Origin of the sequence: Paenibacillus sp. JCM 10914 (assembly GCF_001315105.1) — a bacterium.
In the GTDB taxonomy this organism is placed as follows: domain Bacteria; phylum Bacillota; class Bacilli; order Paenibacillales; family Paenibacillaceae; genus Paenibacillus_AQ.
This window is the reverse complement of record NZ_BAZR01000020.1, coordinates 1-17,008: the sequence shown is the minus strand read 5'-3', so window position 1 is coordinate 17,008 and position 17,008 is coordinate 1. Positions and strand designations below refer to the sequence as shown.

General features: G+C 50.8%; 11 protein-coding genes and 2 pseudogenes. All 13 read right to left on the bottom strand.

Translation table 11 applies throughout. The features are described 5' to 3' along the window. Nucleotides 1-65: 65 nt before the first annotated feature. Nucleotides 66-1,331 (bottom strand): ABC transporter permease, encoded by a 1,266-nt coding sequence (locus JCM10914_RS19270; RefSeq protein WP_023963767.1) that lies wholly within the window; start codon nucleotides 1,329-1,331, stop codon nucleotides 66-68. 12 nt (nucleotides 1,332-1,343) lie between these two features. Further along, a complete protein-coding gene (locus JCM10914_RS19265) occupies nucleotides 1,344-2,096 on the bottom strand; it encodes an ABC transporter ATP-binding protein (RefSeq protein WP_231638711.1) in 753 nt (250 codons plus the stop codon). A gap of 90 nt (nucleotides 2,097-2,186) precedes the next feature. Beyond that, nucleotides 2,187-3,023, bottom strand: a complete 837-nt coding sequence (locus JCM10914_RS31460; RefSeq protein WP_023963765.1) for an MFS transporter — start codon at nucleotides 3,021-3,023, stop codon at nucleotides 2,187-2,189. An 11-nt stretch (nucleotides 3,024-3,034) separates the two neighbouring features. After that, nucleotides 3,035-3,529, bottom strand: coding sequence for an MFS transporter (locus JCM10914_RS31455; protein ID WP_023963764.1), 495 nt, complete (start codon nucleotides 3,527-3,529; stop codon nucleotides 3,035-3,037). Nucleotides 3,530-3,695: 166 nt separating this feature from the next. Next, complete coding sequence (locus tag JCM10914_RS19255) at nucleotides 3,696-4,718, bottom strand: glycosyl hydrolase 53 family protein (RefSeq protein ID WP_036719117.1); 1,023 nt, start codon at nucleotides 4,716-4,718, stop codon at nucleotides 3,696-3,698. 154 nt (nucleotides 4,719-4,872) lie between these two features. Then, nucleotides 4,873-6,954, bottom strand: a complete 2,082-nt coding sequence (locus JCM10914_RS19250) for a beta-galactosidase (protein ID WP_023963762.1) — start codon at nucleotides 6,952-6,954, stop codon at nucleotides 4,873-4,875. A 40-nt stretch (nucleotides 6,955-6,994) separates the two neighbouring features. Next, nucleotides 6,995-7,873 carry a carbohydrate ABC transporter permease gene (locus JCM10914_RS19245; protein WP_023963761.1) on the bottom strand — a complete coding sequence of 293 codons (879 nt, stop codon included), beginning with the start codon at nucleotides 7,871-7,873 and terminating at the stop codon, nucleotides 6,995-6,997. A 17-nt stretch (nucleotides 7,874-7,890) separates the two neighbouring features. Then, nucleotides 7,891-8,780: pseudogene (locus JCM10914_RS19240) on the bottom strand (ABC transporter permease). Nucleotides 8,781-8,951: 171 nt separating this feature from the next. After that, nucleotides 8,952-10,636: pseudogene (locus JCM10914_RS19235) on the bottom strand (sugar ABC transporter). Between the two features lie 93 nt (nucleotides 10,637-10,729). Then, nucleotides 10,730-12,367, bottom strand: coding sequence for a response regulator (locus JCM10914_RS19230; protein ID WP_023963757.1), 1,638 nt, complete (start codon nucleotides 12,365-12,367; stop codon nucleotides 10,730-10,732). Further along, nucleotides 12,364-14,136: a sensor histidine kinase gene (locus tag JCM10914_RS19225; protein WP_023963756.1), complete on the bottom strand. Its 1,773-nt coding sequence runs from the start codon at nucleotides 14,134-14,136 to the stop codon at nucleotides 12,364-12,366. Before JCM10914_RS19225 ends, JCM10914_RS19230 begins: the two co-directional genes overlap by 4 nt. Before the next feature lie 498 nt (nucleotides 14,137-14,634). Continuing rightward, complete coding sequence (locus JCM10914_RS19220) at nucleotides 14,635-16,149, bottom strand: MDR family MFS transporter (RefSeq protein WP_023963755.1); 1,515 nt, start codon at nucleotides 16,147-16,149, stop codon at nucleotides 14,635-14,637. Between the two features lie 147 nt (nucleotides 16,150-16,296). Beyond that, nucleotides 16,297-17,008, bottom strand: a 712-nt coding sequence (locus JCM10914_RS19215) for an ABC transporter ATP-binding protein (RefSeq protein WP_036719088.1), incomplete at its 5' end; no start/stop codon positions are given.

Genomic DNA, 17,008 nt, shown 5'->3' with positions numbered 1-17,008 from the left:
ATAAATGGAGGTTTGCCCCAAGCCATTTATGAAAAGAACGGTTTCTTTGTACATTCAATACGTTCTTACCGATCTCTGTTAAGATAATCTTCCTTGTACATGGGCCGGGCAGCGATCGAAGAAAAACCATAGACTGCAATAATGGTGCCTCCCACAGCAATCAGCCATCCTGTCGCACCTGCAAACAGTGTCAGCCCTGCTACCAGAGAGTACAGCAAGGCTGGCAGCACCATCAGGGTTCTGATGGTGAGCTTACCTGCGAGATGATATTGCTCGTTCGTAAAGGGAAGAACATTCATAAATTCCGCTCTGGCGAAGGCCGTCCAGCGGGTATTAAGCCAGTAGGATATCAGAATAATCATTGCAATATATACCATGATCTTAATGACGAGCGGCGGTATCCATATGGCCGGGATGCCGACCAACGTAATCTGGATGTAGAGCATTAGGCTCTCCGGATTGCGCAGGATAGCCTTGATGCCCGCATCCGCAAGTCGTTTCTCCGGGCTGCCCTTGTAAATACGACCAGACCTACGGAATATCCACGACTTGCTGCGAACGCTAGGTGGCTTACCAACAGCTTGTATCAGCATTTTCTCCGTAAGCTGCATACGGGTATTGGCATCTTCCCGTACATCCATCATGAAGGTACCCTGCATGGAGATACGATATTGGCTTAGCTGCACCAGCAGGAATAGCAATAAAACTACACTTAGCCATATAAGCCATTGGATCTCCAGCCATAACGTCACCATCACACTTAACAACGCAAAGGTTAGCACTCGAGAGAAAAAAGTTATGACATGCCTGCGCCAGCCTTTGCTCCTAGCTCGGATAATCCTGGCCAACATGTTCCCGCACCATGCCAGCGCAGCGGTGAGCGCCAGCATGGAGAGAAGTGTGCTCCCGGATATACCGTGCCCCCGGACAACAATGGGCAGCACCAAGATCAACGCTAGCAGTCCCTTAATCACCGAGACCACATAACTGTACAATATGCCGCGAATCATTAACGTCTTGACCCATCGCGGTTGCTGGCGCAGAAACAAGACATCCGCTTCCTCGAGAAACAACAGAACTCTTCCGGAGAACATAAACAACAGAAAAGCAGACACTAATGGCAATGGCAGAAGGTGCATCCATTCAGGGAGGGGTCTTGTCCAGAACTCCCTATATATTCCTCCCCCCAACAGCAATCCCGGAACAATGATATAGAGCATTACGGTCCAGTCCGCTACCGATGCAAGATTATCCCGCTGATATTTGAGATGGGCTCGCCATCTTCTCCAAAACAGAGACCTGGGGCTTTTAAAATGATTCGATCGATTCATAATCTCTCCCCCTTACGTCAACACATCGAAACAATCAAACAACGATGCACCGGGGAGATTTGCAGCTTCCTGAACATCCTGAAGCGTACCTCTTGAAGCGACCCGACCATGGGATATCAATACAAACGTATCGCAAATTTTCTCCGCTGTATCCAAGACGTGCGTGGACATCAGCACACCGGCCCCACGCCGCCTTTCCTCAAGCAGAAGATCAAGAAAGTCTCGGGTAGCTCTCGGATCAAGACCAATAAATGGCTCATCTACAATATAGATATCGGGCTTGGATAGAAAGCCAATCATCAGCATCATCTTCTGCTTCATTCCTTTGGAGAATCCTCCTGGCAGATCATTGCGCACGGACTCCATTCCGAATTGCTGAAGGAGCAGCTCGGCCTGTTCTTCAAACGAATGGTCATCCATTCCAAAAGCAGCCGCAGCCAAATCTAAGTGCTCCCATAACGTCAAATCCTCGTAGAATACGGGCTGTTCCGGCACATACGCGTATCTCGGAGGATCACCCGCTATCCGGACCTCCGCTTTACAATCTTTCAGCAGGCCCAGCACCGCCTTGATCGTAGTACTCTTCCCCGCACCGTTCGGACCAATAAGACCCATTAATTCACCGGGTACAACCTGAAACGATATATCGTGTATACGGGGCCGGCCCGGTTCATACCCAGCCTCCTGGATGTTCACTTCCAGTACAGGCTCCGTTGAATATACATGAACTGACATATCCGCCATTCGATCGTTAGCACTATTCATACCTGACATAATAAGCTCCCATCACTTTAACTTAAGTTCCCATTAATACGCAGCAGGATGGAAATCGTTGCATATACATTCGAACTTGGCTTACATCGCAGCGGTTTCCGAAGTCAACGCAATGGAAGCAGGCTTGGAATCAAGTTCGTCCTTCTTAACGATATTCTTCTTAAGACATAGCAGCACAGCTCCAACCGTGGCGGTTCCAAGCCCTGCAATGATATAGGTCGGTACTGCACCCATTCCGGTTATCATCAGTCCACCGATCGTAGGTCCAACAATAACAGCAGCGCTGGTCAGGCTGTTGACCGTACCGAATACGCGGCTTGTCATATGCTCCGGTGTTCTCTTCATCAGCAGCATCTGAAATGGAACCAATACGAAACCTACACCGATGCCTGCAAGGAAGAACGAGCCGAACAGGGCAACGCCCTGTACTAAATGCGGCAGCTTCGCAACGACAACAACAGCACATACGGCAAATACCAAGCCGGTTGCCACAGCACCCAATCCCATCTTGGTCAGTGTGCCCCATTTCAGTTTACGTACGAACATGGCTGCCAGTAAAGTACCCACACCGCTGGCCGAGATGCAATAACCCAATAAATCCTCGGATACGTCCGGGATCATTCGAAACAGCGTTACGATCTGGGAATCGGCCATTTGCAGTACCAGCAGCACCATGCATATCGTTACTACGCCGCCTAGCAAGAGCGGTATACTATAGATCATTTGTAACCCTTCGCCAATCTCCTTGAAAAAAGACTTCTTCACGGGTGTTTGACGCTCTGCCTCTATGTGAAGGGGGGATGCTTCTACATTCGGTTGCTTGCGTATTTTGCCGGGAACGCCAAGCAGAAGCAGGGCCGATACAACAAAGGCACCCGCATCGATAATAAAGCAAAGTTGAATACCGAATAGGGCCAACAACAAACCCCCTAGCGATGGCCGATGATCTTCGATGTCTGTTCAATCGTCGAACTGATTGTAACTGCTTGATCCATATATTTCGGATCCACAATTTCCTTTATTTTACCGCTTTTGGCGGGTGAGAAGAGTACGTCCATCAAACCTTTGGCAACCAGTAATATATAGATTTGAATTAGATTTCCTGCGAATATCATGCCGACAAGGAGCGCTGCCCTGACCACATCTGACACGATCATGATCTTCTTGCGTTCATACCGATCGCCGAGCATGCCGGCTATAGGTCCACCGATCATGATGGGGATCGCCATACATAACGTCATCGCCGTAATTTCCCATGGCGTGGCCTGCCATTTCAATCCAACCAGCGTTAATAAGGCTATAAAATAGAGCCATTCGCCCATGTTGGATACCAACTGCGCTGCTACAAGCAGTAAGTATTTGCGGTTGCGAAGAAGTGGCTTGAAGCCTCCTTCCGCTGCTGAAGCCGTTTGCACCTGATCCATAATCGCCCACCCTTTTCCATCGGATATAGAATAATCTCATTATAGGAGCAGTTATAACGAATCGTATCCGGCTGGAGATGGAGATCGTACTTGTGCTGAAGGAGGAAAATAATCGGAGCCTAATGAAAGAAGGAGGGCTGCCCATGCGGGACAGCCCTCCTCTTATTCAATCCTTGAAGCCTTCGAGTGCAATTGTTGGTTTGCCGTCCGCTTGCCAGGCCCCTTTATTGTAACCGCCGTTATACCCTGGCGTTGCCTCAGGCTCCCAATAGAAGACTCCGACTCCCTTGCCACCGGCCATGCTGCGGATCTTGGTCTTGATGCTCTGAATAAAGCTCTTGGAAGCTGCGGCTTGATTATAATCCATGCCGATTTCCGAAATCATAATGCTCTTGCCGTATCGGGCCACCATGTCATTGGCATTAGCAACGGTTTGATCCACCTTGGCTGACCAATCGCCAGCTTCGGGGTATAATGACATTCCGATCATGTCGAAATTAGCACCATTACTAATCAGTCCGCCGATATTCCACTTGAACAGCTCATTATCATAACCATTGGATAGATGAACGATTGTCTTGGTGGAACTGCTGATGGACTTAACGGCATTGTGACCCGTGTTAACGAGCCAGGCATAATTCTTCATATTGACGGATGCCTTCCCGTCCTCCCAGAGCATGCCATTGTTCGTTTCATTGCCGATCTGCACCCAGTCTGGCGTAACCCCTTTGTTCTTCATTGTGTTCATCACGTAAACCGTATGTGAATACACGGCGTCCATAAGTTGCTGAAATGTGAAATTCCTCCAGGCATAGGGTTTGTTCTGCTTGCCGGGATCGGCCCAGGAGTCGCTGTAATGCAGGGTCAACATGACACTCATGCCTTTATTCTTGGCTCTTAATGCCAACTCGGCCGCCTTCTCGGCGTTCATGTAGCCGTTCATGAAGTCGTTCATATTCGGATTGACCCACACCCGAATCCGCACCGAGTTCATCTGATAATCGGTTTTGAGAATATCCAGAATATCGCGCTGAACACCGTTCTTATCTTTCCATTTGTAGCCGCTGGCCTCCATTCCGCTTACCCAACTGATGTCAGCCCCTTTGGCAAAGGAAGGCGCAGCATATGCGGCTCCTCCCCCACCATTGTAGCCAAACGACAATGCAAGCAACGACAAACAGAGAAACATCTTAAACCATACTCCTTTCGCAACGCTCAATGACATAGGGTACCTCCTCGTGGATCTTTCGTTCACTGCGCAAGTGACACCCTAATTGTAAGCGCTATCCTATTCATGACACAGGGCATAATCCCAATATTTCAGTTCCTTTTCCAAGTGAAAGTTAGCGCACTGCTTCGAGCACATCGAGCTTCAATACCCTAGTTCCGTAAGGCTGTAACTCCATCGTAGCTGTAACTGGGTTCCCGGAGATCACATCCGTATAGGTTCTGCCATCGAGCTTCACTTGTCGATTTTCCTTGCTGAAATTCATAACAAATATATACTCGTGCTCCCCGTCGGTCCGGACCGATGCGTTGATGCCGTATGGCAGCTTCACGGGCAGCGCCCGTTTAACGCCAATATCCTCAACCAGACGTTGATAGAAGTCGGCATGGAAGGAATGCTGGTTGCGTGAAGCGATATAATAGGCTCTCCCGGAGCCCAGCTCATTCACCGTCAACGCCGGCCGTCCCGCATAGAAGTCGGAACGATAAACGGCCAGCGGCTTCGCCGTCTCCAGATGGACCAAATCACACAACTCCGTGGCTTCGTATTCACCCTGAAACTGCAAATCATTTCCCTCCTGCATGATCACCCCGTTCACGTCATGATCATGCAGTGCGTCGATTTCCTCCGACCAGATGCCAAGCGTCTTGCGTAGCGGTCCCGGGAACCCTCCCAGAAAGCATAGGTCATGCTCGTCCGCGATGCCTGACCAATACGTAGCAACAAAGACGCCGCCAGCCTCAACAAAGCGCTGGATCCGTTCGCCGACTCCTGATCGGACCATGTACAGCATGGGGGCAATGAGAAGCTTATATCGTGAGAAATCCTGTTCCATATCGATTACGTCCACCGCTACCCCTTGGTCCCACAGTGCACGATAATGCGCTTGTACCGTCTCCTCGTATTTAATGCCCATATTTCGCGGGCCTTGGGCATCGCGGATCGCCCATCGGTTCTCCCAGTCAAAAATAATAGCCGTTTCAGCCGGAACTCTCGTGCCGACGATCTCGTCCATACCCTTCAGCCAGTCTCCGACTTCGGTCACATCAGCAAATACACGGGTGAATTCATGACCTGCATGATCAATAACCGCACCGTGCAGCTTCTCGCTCGACCCTCTGCTCTTGCGCCACTGAAAGTATTGAACCGTGTCCGATCCATGGGCAACGGCCTGCATGGAAGAGAGCAGATGCATGCCTGGACGCTTCAACTTGCTCACCGGCTGCCAATTCGTTAAGCTCGGCGTGCTCTCCATCAGCATCCATGGCTGTCCACCTTTGATCGAGCGAACGATATCATGCATCATGGCTACCCGAGCGGCCTGGGCTGCTTCATCACCCTCGTGATCATGCCAGGTTGGATAGCTGTCCCACGAGACCACGTCCAGCAGGTCCGCAAACTTCCAATAATTCAACCCTTCGTAGTACTCCATAAGATTAGTCGTAATCGGAAGGGACACTCCCGTTTTTCGAAGCGGTCCGATCTCATGCGACATGAAATCCCCCGTCTGATCCGTTACGAATCGTCTCCAGTCCAGATTCATGCCATGAACCTGCGTCTCGCCATGCGGAGCGGGAGATTCAATCTGGCTCCAGCTTGTGATCGTATGGCTCCAGAAGGATGTCCACCAGGCGTGGTTTAACTGCTCCAGATTGCCGTATTTCCGTTGAAGCCACGTCCGAAACGCATCCTGACAGTAATCGCAATGGCAATCCCCGCCGAATTCGTTGGAGATATGCCACCCGATAACCGCCGGATGATGAGCGTAGCGCTCAGCCAGCTTCGTGTTGATGATACGAACTTTCTCGCGGTATACGGGCGAGGTGTAGCAATGATTATGGCGGAAGCCATGCAGATTTCGGACGCGATTATCGTTCACACGCAACACCTCCGGATACGTCTGCGACATCCACGCCGGCCTCGCGCCACTTGGTGTAGCCAGGAATGCATAGATCCCGTTCGCGGCGAATCGATCTAACACTCCATCGAGCCAATCGAACGTGAATACCCCCTCTTCCGGCTCCAAGGACACCCAAGAGAAAATGCCCACGGACATTACATTGCAGCTCGCCAGCCGCATCAGCCGGATGTCTTCCTCTAACGTTTCAGGGTAACGGAGCCATTGCTCCGGGTTATAATCGGCACCATGCAGCATGTGCGGAACGCGGGTGCTAATCGGATTAAATTTGTGCAACATATCGAAAGATCCTCCCATGATTGTATTTAGCAGTCCAAACTTATTCTTTTACAGAACCGAGTGTCATCCCTTTCACAAAAAACCGCTGCAAAAACGGGTATACAAGCAGAATCGGCGCAGCACCGATAAATATTTGCGCGGCATTAACCGTCGTCTGCGACAACAGTTCCATCTCCCTTGGGCTCATGCTCATCGAACTCATATCTTGCTGGATGATAACCGTCTGTAAGAAGGTGGCAAGCGGAAAGTCCTTGGCGTTATTCAAATACAACAATCCGTCAAACCACGAGTTCCAGTGAAACACCATACTGAACAGCGCAATGGTTGCGATCGAGGGCAAGGATATCGGCAGATATATGCGAAATAGGGTTTTAAAATGTCCTGCACCGTCGATTAACGCCGCCTCCTCCAGTTCTTTGGGAATCCCGCGAAAGAAATTAAGCATCAGAATAACCAGAAAGGTATTGACCGTACTTGGAAGCACCAGCACCCAAAACGAGTTGATGAGACCCAGCTTCTGAATCACGATATAGAACGGAACCAGACCGCCGTTAAAAATCATGCTGAACACGAACAGCCAGGAATAGAAGCTGCGGCTGCGGAACACGCGATTCTCTTTGGACAGCGGATAGGCCGCTAGAAAAGTCACCGCCAGCGTGATGGCCGTGCCAATTACGGTACGAGCGATTGAAATCCAAATCGAGTGCAGAAAGGTGGGATTGTTAATCGTCTTCTTGTACGCTTCCAGCGAGAATTCAACCGGCCACAGTCCTACCAGGCTGGCATCAGCCGCCGCTTTGGAGCTAAAGGAAATGGCGAGCACATGAATGAGCGGAATGATGCAGAGCACGGCGAGCACGGTGAGCACGCCAATATTAAATACATTAAATACCCGATAACCTATCGTTCTATGGTACATGGTGACTCCTCCTTCTTCTAAAATATGCGGTAGCCCGCCCATCGATAGGCCATCCGATAGGATACGAGAATCAGCACCATGCTGATGACCGATTTAAACAATCCAATGGCTGTACCGAATCCCATCTCTCCGTTCAAAATCGCGGTGCGATATACAAATGTATCGATAATGTCCCTTTCTCGTACACGAGCGGGTTGTACAGATTGAAGATTTGATCAAAACCAGCGTTGAGAATGTTACCCAGCGCAAGCGTGCCGACTACGACGGTGATCGGAAGCATGGACGGAATCGTTACGTACAGCGTCTGCTTGAAGCGGCTCGCCCCATCCATCTCTGCTGCTTCATACAGTGTCGGGCTTACTCCCGCTAGTGCCGCCAGAAATACAATCGTATTGTAGCCGAACTCCTTCCACACATCGGACACAATAACCGTGAACCGGAACCAGTCATTGTCCCCAAGGAAAAAAATCGGCTCCACGCCCATCGCGACCAAAATACGATTAACGAAACCATCCATGGCCAGCATCTCGATCAAAATGCCGCCGAGGATGACCCAGGACAGGAAATGGGGCAGGTACACCATCGTCTGGATCGTGCGCTGAAGCACGACTTTACGGACTTCATTCAGCAAAATCGCAAATATAAATGGAATCAACAGGTTAAACACGATCTTCAATACCGCAATGACGAACGTGTTCCATATCACCTGCACACTGTCCTGTCTTTCAAATAAATAGCGGAAGTTATCCAGTCCGACCCAAGCAGACCCACCAACACCCTGCCATGGCTTGAAATCCTGAAAGGCCATGATAATACCGCCCATAGGCAAATAACTGAACAAAAACAGACAGATCAGGGCTGGCAACAGCATAACGTGGAATGGCCATGTTTTCTTTATCCTCTTCATCCAAGATCCTCCCGTATAATCATCTACCTCTTGATTATAGAAGCTGGCGACGATACCAAAACAGCCCACAAAACCAACATAAATGGCACGATCCCAATCAATCTGGACCCTTCCTTGCAACATGCAAAAGAGAGCAGCCACATGGGCCGCTCTCCGCTACGTACACATACTTTATTTCACGCTTTGGTACCAGTCGTTAACCTCTTTCGTGATTTGGTCGCCGCCGCCTTCTTTCCACGTCTGCACGAACTTATCAAATGCTTCAACCGGTTGCTTGCCATAGATCACTTCGTTCAGAAGCTGATTCTCAATCTTGGTCAGATAATCCCACTTCGATTTCATCGTCGCGGTTACCGGTCCTGTAAACATATCCATCTTGGAGATCTCCTCCTGGCTCAACAGCACCTCGGCAGCCGCAGGCGTATCTTTGCCATAGTTCACAGCCACGTCTTTCTCCAGACGCGTCTGTGGTTTATCCCCTTTGGCCAGCCTCAGCAGCGCTTCATCTGCTCATCCGGAATTCGCGCACCATCGCGCACGAGCAGATAACGAACAACATTGACGTATCCACCCTCGATCTGATCGTTAGGTACCATCTCGCCACCGGCATCCAACTCGTAGTCGTAACCCTCGAACAGACCGTTCGCAAATTCGCCGCCTTCCTTCGATACGGCAAAGTTATCAAACAAATAATTCTGATAAGTGAAGAACGCTTCCGGATGCTCCATGTCCTTGTTGATCAGCGTAACGCCGTTCGTGTATTGCGTACCGTGCCGCATCGCGATTCCATCTGGACCCGCTGGGATCTGTACCGGCTTCCATACGGCCTCGGGCGCATTCTTTACCGTATCCAGCAGCGGCCAGCCGCTCATCCAGTAAGGACCCGGGATGATGCCGGCGGTTCCAGCCACGGCAGGTTCAGAGGTCTTGTTCTCATCCCAAAGCGCTGCTTCCTTCGGGATATATCCCTTGTCCATCCATTCGTTCAATTTCACCAAGCCTTGCTTCATGCTGGCATTCACCGAGCCATACTCCAGCGTGCCGTCTTCCGCTACGTTCCATTGCTGCGGCAAGGTCCCGTAAGCGCCAAACACCCATGACGGATCCCCCATCCACGTCCGCATCGAGGTTTTGAAGCCAATACTGAGCGGCGTTACCTTATCCGGGGCAAGCCCGGAGGGATTCCGGTTCTTGAAGGCATCCATGACGAGTTCGAGCTCATCCATCGTCTTCGGTGCGCTCATACCGAGTTTGTCGAGCCAATCCTGGCGAATCCATAATACATAATCATGATTATATGCAAAATCCAGTACTGGAATCCCCATGCGCTTGCCCTCACGGCTGTATTGATTCCACACGCCCGAATCCAGATCCATCGCTCGTTTCCATGTATCGGATGCATATTGGTCAAACAACGCTCCCGCGTCGGTGAACATGCCCGAATCAATCAGGTCTTGAGCCAGTTGATTATTCTCTGTTCCAAGGGTGACGATATCGGGCATTTCCTGGCCTGAGGACATTGCCAAGCGCAGCTTGGTTGCAAACGCACCGTTCGTATCGGTAATCGACCACAGCGACTTTATGTTAATTCCGAGCTGCTCCTTCGCCCATTTCGTGGCGACATTATTCTCAATGGTCTCTCCATTTTTAAATTGCAGCGTCGGATCGACGCCCCACACGGTCGTAATCGTTACTTCTGGATCATACTTTTCTTTGTAGACGTTTTCACTTTTGGGCTCAACAGGCTTCGCTGCTTCTTGCGGCTGACTATCTCCACCCGAGCATGCCGCCAAACTACCAACCAGCAAGAGTGATGCCGCAAGGGTCGACAGTAGCCGTCTTTGACTTCCTTTCATACCAAATCCCCCTTCAACCATATGGAATACATATATAATTATAGAGGGATGCCGTGCAGCATCCTATGTCACGAATCGAAGATTTCCGCACCTTTAGCAACATCCTTGATCACGATACTCGTTGGGCGTCATGCCATAATACTTCCTGAACATTTTGCTGAAGTACTGCGGGTTCTGGTATCCGAGTTCGGCTGTAATCTCATAAATCTTCTTGTTCGTGAATTTCAATAGATAAAGTGCGCGCTCCATTCTCTTCCGGATAATGTAATCCCCCAAGCCTTCTCCAGTTTCGTTCTTATATATCTTGGACAAATACACAGGATGTAAGAATACCCGATCCGCGATCGTCTTGACCGACAGATCATACCCCGAATCCGCTGTTACCATCTCCTGAACCTGCTTGATGATATGGCTCTTGCTTGTGGTCTCCTGGGTCGAGGCGATATCCGATAGTTTCTTCAACATTTCGAAGGACCAATTACTCAGTTTAGAGACGGACTGCACAACCTGCTGAATGTAGAGCGGATCAAAACCGGCTTGATCCAGTTGATGGATGTAATAGCCCTGTTTGTGAGCGATGTACATGAATGCGCTCGTGACCGACAAGAATGCCTCATGAATCGAGGCCTGGCCTATATGTTCAGCCTCCATTGCGGTGAAGGCTTTCTCCAATTTCTCGTGAGCGGTCTCCCATTGCCTTGTCTCCAACAGATGCAGCAGACTCGGCGGCCGATTCAGCAAATCGATGGCTTGCACGGAAGAATCCCGCTGCTGTACGCGATCATCATCAGCGAATCGCAGATTATGGCCAGGTTCCTGCTCCCATCTATAGAGATCACCTAGCCCGGAACGATACACTGCTGAGATCTCGGAAGGGAATCGGAATGAGGATGTGACGTATACGGCGATCTCCCCACGAAGGTAGTTTTTGACCTCTTGTTGGAACTGCAACACGAGGCCCTGCAGCAATTCCCGATCGATCGCTTGTGCCCGTCCCCCTTCATGTCCTGTCGTCTTCCTCTGTACTAGCAGCACCATGCAATGATGAGGTGTCTTGCCAGGCCATACATGGAACGATTCCATCAACACTTCTTCAGCGATGTTGCCGATGGCATATTCCATCAAGCCCAATGAATGATCATCCATGCCGCGGAAGCGCGGACCAAGCTGAATGAGCAGCATCAACGCAGATTTGTTAACCTCAAGCGGAATTTCGTATTCATTAAGCTTCGTCTGAATGTAGTGCTGCGCTACCTCTTGTCCGAGCACCAAGTCGCGCAGCAGAGTCGTTCTTAATATCCCAAAATCGGATTTACGGCTGTACAACAAATGGTAATAATGCCCCAACTCCTCGCGTTCGGCTTGAATGGATGTCACTGTCGCATGGACGCTCTGGATAAATTCACCGTCGTCTACCGGCTTTAATATATAATCCGAAGCCTGTAGACGGATCGCTTGCTTGGCATACTCAAAATCGGAATATCCGCTCAGCAATATGCAGCGCACCTGCGGCCAACGATCTGCCAGTGTCTCCATTAATTCCAGACCGGTCATTGCGGGCATCCGTACATCCGTCACCACGATATCGATCTCATGCGCCTCGAGCAGATCGATCGCCTCCAGCGCCGAAGCAGCTTGGTATACCTCACGAACGCTAAGCTCATTCCAAGGAATCGTCTGATATAAACTTTCGGTCACATAACTCTCATCATCCACCAATAGGATATTCATCCTTGCCCGCCTCCCTGATCCTGATCCAGCGCTTGCTGCATGTCTTCCGATATCGGCCAGTAAAGAACAGCACGAATACCACCCTGCGGAGATGGCGCATACCGCAGACCGGCTGTCTCCCCATATCGCAACCGCATCCGCTGATACACGTTCCATACACCGCAGCCCATCTCCTCATCCATCGGCTTGTTCATTCGATCTTCCAACTCCATCCGTTTATCCTCACTCATCCCGATCCCGTTATCATCGACCTGGATACACGCAACATCTCCGTTAATCCGAAAAGATATGAGGATCCCTCCCTCGCCTGATTTCGGCTCGATACCATGGATAACCGCGTTCTCTACCAGTGGCTGTATGACGAGCGGAGGCAGTTCAATCCGCTCAGCCCCCGGCGCCAGCTCCACCTGATAGTGAAGCCGCTTCATGCGCATCTGTTGAATCTCCAAATAATGCGTAACGAATTCGATCTCTTCGGATAAAGAGACAAGCTCTCGCTCCTGTCTTGTCGTATAGCGGAAATAACGGGACAAACTGTGGGACATCGCCACCACGGCTTCGTATTTCCTGAGCTTGGCCATGCTGGTTATGAAGGAAAAGCAATTATAGAAAAAATGCGGGTTAATCTGGGATTGAAGCTGTTTGAGCTTCGCTTCCCTGACATGAATCTTCTCCAGGTACACATGCTCAAACAGTTCCTGGATCTGCTCGACCATCGAGTTAAACCTCGTCGCAAGAAAGCTGAATTCTGTTCTGCCCGTGACCTTCATTCGCGCCGAGTAATCTCCCGCCTGAAGCCTCCTAAACACATGTACCAGTTGTTTGATCGGTACCTGGACGTGGGAGTAGAGCAAATATGCCGCCAGACAGCTCATTAATAACAATGCGCTCATCGAGATGTAAAAGAGGCGGTTGGACGTATGGATCGGCTCCATAATATCCGTCAGCGGAATATAGTCGATCAGATACCAGCCCGTTGTATCGGATAATACGATACTGACCGAGTAGGTTTTGCCTCCTACGTCCTTTACCCGGCTTTCCACCGCTTCGAGCGGTTCAAGCTCCAGCTTCGCGATCATCTCGTTAATCATGTCCTGATCAGCCGTTCGATTATAGATGACGCCCATGCCCGGTTTATAGTAGAACGGATCCCGCCTGCCGTCGCTCTTGAATCGATCCAGCATGTCCTGAAAGTTCGTACTGTCAAACTCCACCTTAATCACAGTGTTTGACTTACCCGTCTGATTCGCACTGGAATACGGCGCAACCGAATACCACACAAAAAGAAATCGCTGCTCATTTCCCTCATGGTATGGAACGACCTGCCATCCAGGCCGCACATTCCGCTCGAGTTCCTCTGGCGAATAGAAGCCCGCCTCACTCTCCGTAACCACTCGCCCGAGCGACGGAGAATAAATCGCCAGATGGCTGCGCCAATTCGAGGAACTCTCCTGAATGCTCAACTTGGTCTGAATCTGCTTCACCAAATTAATCGCGTCCAAATTCAAATATTCATCCCGGAGGTAGATGTCGCGAAAGCTGGCGATGTCCGGATCATGCAAGAGCAGGTTCGGCCAGGAAGCCAGGATGTCAATGTTAGTGTTCACCTGATTCTGAAAGAACACGAGCTGATTCGTATTGGATTGGCTGAGTTCCTGGCTTAGCACGTCCGTAGTCGTCTTGTTCGAATAGAAGTAGAGACCGACGATCGGGATGAGCATGAGAAAAATAAACAATACCATTTTGCGAAACAAGTTGAATTTGGTCATTGATGTTTCCCCTTTAGTGTGATGAGCGCTCCCACAAAAACAAATATGTTTATTATATCGGAGTTCGCCCATTCACCGATAGGGCATTTACCCAACAATCAGGGGATTATCGCAAGATCGGGACAAGCTTCGGATACGTTCGGATAATACAAAGAAGCGGTATCCAAGCTTGGGTCTGCATGACCTCTTGGATACCGCCTCGATCGTGGGCAGATGATGCGGCGCAAAGTCCCTCAGAGGGACTTGTTGCGATGGTTTACGCGCTTTCGCGCGGCGCAAGTCCCTCAGAGGGACTTGTTGCGACTGTTTACGCGCTTTCGCGGGGCGCAAGTCCCTCTGGAGGACTTATTGCGATGGTTTCCGCGCTTTCGCGGGGCGCAAGTCCCTCTCAGGGACTTGTTGCGACGGTTTACCCGCTTTCGCGCGGCGCAAGTCCCTCTCAGGGACTTGTTGCGGCGTTTCGCCGCGCTGGATCGCCGCAAAGTCAAAGTCCCTCTATTAGGACGTGCGTTCTTCTCCCGCTACTTCCTCCGGCTGTGGCGGCGCATTACGGAAGGCAGCAACGATGAGCATGGTGATGACCGCCATCGCCGCCATCACGATGAACAAGGAGTTTAAGCTGCCTTCTAAAATGCCGCTTAATAGATTGCCTGAGCCTTCCGGCAATTCCGTCATGCCGTGCGGGGAAAGCAGCTTGTTGATGTCATCGCTCGATATCCCCGGTGCTCCCGGCTCGGCAGCAATGCGCTTGGCAATACCAGCATTGACCCATAGTCCGAATACCGCGACACCCACGGTCTGACCGAAAGTTCGAATGAACGAATTCAGGGCAGTTGACGCTCCTCGTACTTGATAGCCGACAGAAGATTGCGAAATAATCTGAAATAAAGTCGAAATATAGCCGAAGCCCAGTCCGTAAATAAAAGTATACATGAGCAGCAAGCCCAGCGCGGTGTCCTTATGCATGAAGGCTAATCCGACCGCACCCACAATGAGAAAAACAGATCCAATTAATGCCGTTTTGCGAGACCCAGCCTTCACGATTAGCCGTCCGCTAATGACCGAGCCAATCAGCCAGCCGATCGACATCGGCGCGAGTGTCAGTCCCGAAAGCGTGGCATTGCCGCCGCGTACGCCTTGAATCCACAGCGGCAAGTACGTCGTCAGACCAATAATGAGCGCGCTGACCAAGATATTAGCTACGGTGGACACGGAGATATCCCGGATCCTGAACAGCTTGAGCGGGAGCATCGGCTCCTTCACCCGGCTCTCTACGATCAGAAAGGCGGCCAACAGCACAACGGAGCCAATGATCAGACTTAACATGAACGGCGAGCTCCAGGAATAAGCTTCGCCTCCACCAACCGCGAGCGCAAACAGCAAAGCCGTCATACCGATCGTAAACAGTGCCGCCCCGCCGTAATCGATCGAAACTTTACGAGTGACCCGCTCTTCCCGGAAATAACGATATATCAACCATATCGAGAAGATTGCAAACGGAACGTTGAAGACAAAGATCCAATGCCAAGACAGGTAGTCAACAAAATAACCGCCCAATAGCGGACCGATCAAGGAGGATATTCCCCAGACCGAGCTGATCATCCCCTGGATTTTACCCCGTTCCTCCAGATTATAAATATCCCCGACGATCGTGAAGGTGACGGGAATAACGGCACCTGCACCAATCCCCTGAATCGCTCTGAAAATAATGAGCTGGGTCATGGTCTGCGACAGCCCGCACAGTAAAGATCCGACCAGGAATACAATCGATCCAAACAGGAACACGGGCTTGCGTCCGTACAGATCACTGATCTTACCGAATATCGGAGTCGTAACGGCCATCGTCAGCAAATACGCGGTAAATATCCAGCTCATCAGGCTGACGCTGCCCAAGCTGCTGATGATCGCCGGTCCAGCCGGACCGACAACGGTTCCTTCAATGGCTGCCATAAACGTCGAGAGCAAGATGCCCAGCAGTATGTAACTTCGTTTATTATGTTTGATTGTGCTCACATTCTTCGTCCCCTTTACTCTATAAAGCCAACAACGCTGCACGTGTCAGTTCTTAAGCTCATGACTTAGAGCAAGCATAAAACACATAAGAAGCGCCTCCCTAGACAGGAGCGCTTCCACAGCGTGTAACATTACTATTATAAAGGTTTACTCGTAGGATGCACAGTCACTTTTTCCGTTACGCAGATGAATGAAGGCGTTCGCGTAAGGACTCATAAGCTCCGGATCATGCGTAATCATCAGCACGGCCGCGCCTTCCTTCATCACGATACGGCACAGATGAACGACTCGGTCGATGCCTGCATAGTCCATGCCGGAGGTCGGTTCGTCGAGAATATACAATGCACGAGGGAGTATTAGCTGGCAGATGATACTCAGCAGCCGCTTCTCACCATAACTGAGCAAATACGGGGACATCGAGCGCCGATCAGACAATCCGGCCACTTCCAGCAGCATTGCTGCCCGCTCTTGCTGCTCAGCTGTCAAGGCGGCACGCTGCCGTTCCGATATTCCGCCATGCAGGCAATAGATAAGTTCTTCCCACACGTTGGAGGAGGTGAACATGTACTCCGGCTGCTGAAACACATAGCCGATCTGTTCCGCTCGGCGGTAAACCGGCAGTCGCTGCACGTCCTCTCCCTGGAAGTAGATTCGTGCAGCGGGTGCTGGCAGCAAGCCCACAATCAAACGGCTCAGCGTGGTCTTGCCGGAGCCGTTCTCGCCGGTCAGCAGCGTAAGTTGCCCAGGGTACAACGCGGCATCTATGTCGCGAAGCACCTCGCGCCCCCCTGGGTAACGATAGCTGAGCGAGCGCACTTCAAGCAGCGCCGGCGCAGCGGGCGGCTTCGGTGCTGCTGCC